This window comes from Falsihalocynthiibacter sp. CO-5D18 (genome assembly GCF_041205445.1).
In the GTDB taxonomy this organism is placed as follows: Bacteria; Pseudomonadota; Alphaproteobacteria; order Rhodobacterales; family Rhodobacteraceae; genus Falsihalocynthiibacter; species Falsihalocynthiibacter arcticus.
Map to the genome: position 1 here is coordinate 1 of NZ_JBGFCF010000055.1, position 1471 is coordinate 1471.

Below are 1471 nucleotides of genomic sequence, written 5' to 3' on the forward strand. Positions count from 1 at the left end.
GAGGCTGTGTGAAAACTCCCCCATTTTGATCCAGATGCTGCTATAATTTCCGTATTCGGTATGGAGGTTGTTCATGACGCATTTCATCGAAGGTTTAGACTGGCAGCGGACGATGTTACTGCCTGAACACCTCGACGATTATGTTGATGAGAATAGCCACGTCCGCGCCATTGATGTTTTCGCGGACATGCTTGATTTGGCGGTTCTTGGCTTCAGCGCGCAACCTGCCGCGACGGGTCGGCCCGGTTGTCATCCGGGGTTGATGCTGCGGATTTAACTGTATGGATATCTGAATCAAGTTCAATCATCACGACGGTTGGAACGTGCGTGCGGGCGTGATCTGGAGCTCATTTGGCTGACGGGTCGCTTGAAGCCCGCATGGAACGCACCCTGCGAAAGCTGGAACCTCTGCAAAAGGAGGCCTTGCGTTACAGATCAATTGAACAGCGGATGGATGAGACCGGAGAAACACAGGTCTCATTCAGCGATCCAGACGCCAGATCAATGGCAACAACAGCGCGCATGCCCCGTATTGTTGGCTATAATGTCCAAACGGCTGTCGAAGCCGATCACCACCTGATCGTTGCGCACGAAGTCACTATGCTTGGTTTTGATCGCGACGCTTTGTCGATGATGGCTGGGGCAGCGAACGACGTCATGACCACAGACCAGCTCACAGCAATCGCCCCCTCTCGTGCATGCTGCGCATACACTGCCGGGCAGTGGATAAGGGTTATTACAAGGGCGAGGAAATTGTCGCTAGCGAAGAGGCTGGTATCTCAGTTGTCGTTCCCAAACCGATGACATCAAATGCCGCTGCACGCGGTCAGTTTGATAAGGCTGACTTCGCCTATGACAGCGACCTGGATGTCTATGTCTGCCCAGCAGGCGAGAAACTGATCTACAGATTTACCGGCCAACAAGATGGGAAGGCCATCAGGTCATATTGGTCGGGGGCGTGCGCTGGTTGCGTCCCTCTCATTGATTGCTTTGCAATCAACTGCCGGGCAGCGGATCAAGACCAAATGCACAACGAGCAAAGACCGGCGTGTGCGTCGTTGGGAAAAAGAAGATGTTCTTGAGCGGGTGCAAGCACGACTGGATGCAAACCCAGCTCAACTGGCGGTCCGCAGCATGACCGTCGAACATCCCTACGGCACGATCAAATCATGGATGGGGGCCACCCACTTCAAAATGCGAACCCTGAAAAACGTGGCAACTGAGATGGCGCTGCATGTGCTGGCCTACAATATGACCCGCGTCATGAACCTGATGGGCATTCCGGCGATGATAGCGGCCATGAAGGCGTAAAAGGTCCCGCTCGCCTTCAAATTAGAACACAAATGCTCGGATAGGCCGAAGACTGTCCTGAGCGCCACCATGATCCATCAGGGTAGCGGAATAACGATATCGTGCCAAAATGGACACGAACGTCAAAAACTCTTAAGGGCACCAAGATCAGCCGGGTTTC

The 1471-nt window shown here is 53.6% G+C and carries 1 pseudogene; it reads left to right on the forward strand.

From position 1 onward, the window contains the following. Positions 1-73 precede the first annotated feature (73 nt). Positions 74-1311, forward strand: a pseudogene (locus AB9F27_RS21815) (transposase). The last annotated feature ends 160 nt before the right edge of the window (positions 1312-1471 follow it).